Here is a 617-nt window from a genome sequence, read left to right on the forward strand (position 1 = left end):
GACCCATTGATACTATGAATTGAAACTGATATTATTAAAATTGAGAGAAATGCAATTGTTTTTGCAGTTTTGGAGGGAAATGAAAATGAAAATCGCAACAGCACAGATAATGAGAAAGATTGATCGTTATTGTATAGACATTTTAGGGATTCCAGGTATTATACTAATGGAAAATGCAGCACTAAAGGTAATGAAAAATATACCAGGAAATAATAAAAAATTCGTAATTGTTTGCTCTAGTGGGAATAATGGTGGGGATGGTTTTGTTGTAGCAAGGCATCTTTTAAATAGAGGCAATTATGTCGAAGTGTTTTTTCTTGGATCAGATGAAAATATGAGCGCAGATGCACTGGTAAATCTTAATATCATAAGAAATATGGGTGCCAAAATAATAGAAGTAAATAACAATGAGGAGCTTGAAATTTTAAGGGAAAGCATAACTCAATGCGAAATTACTATTGATGCAATTTTTGGAACCGGATTATCTAGAGAAGTTAAAGGTATTTACTCTTTAGCAATTACAATTATGAATGAGAATAGTAAGTATATTTTATCAATTGATGTCCCATCAGGATTTGAGTGTAATAGTGGGAAAGTGATGGGGAATTGTATTAGAA

1 protein-coding gene is annotated in these 617 nt (G+C 31.6%); it reads left to right on the forward strand.

The window, feature by feature from the left end:
- Positions 1–85: 85 nt before the first annotated feature.
- Positions 86–617: NAD(P)H-hydrate epimerase (locus KPL50_RS26715; protein ID WP_216301479.1), on the forward strand; the 532-nt coding region annotated here is incomplete at its 3' end.

The sequence above is a fragment of the Clostridium sp. CF012 genome (assembly GCF_018861755.1).
In the GTDB taxonomy this organism is placed as follows: Bacteria; Bacillota; Clostridia; order Clostridiales; family Clostridiaceae; genus Clostridium_AD.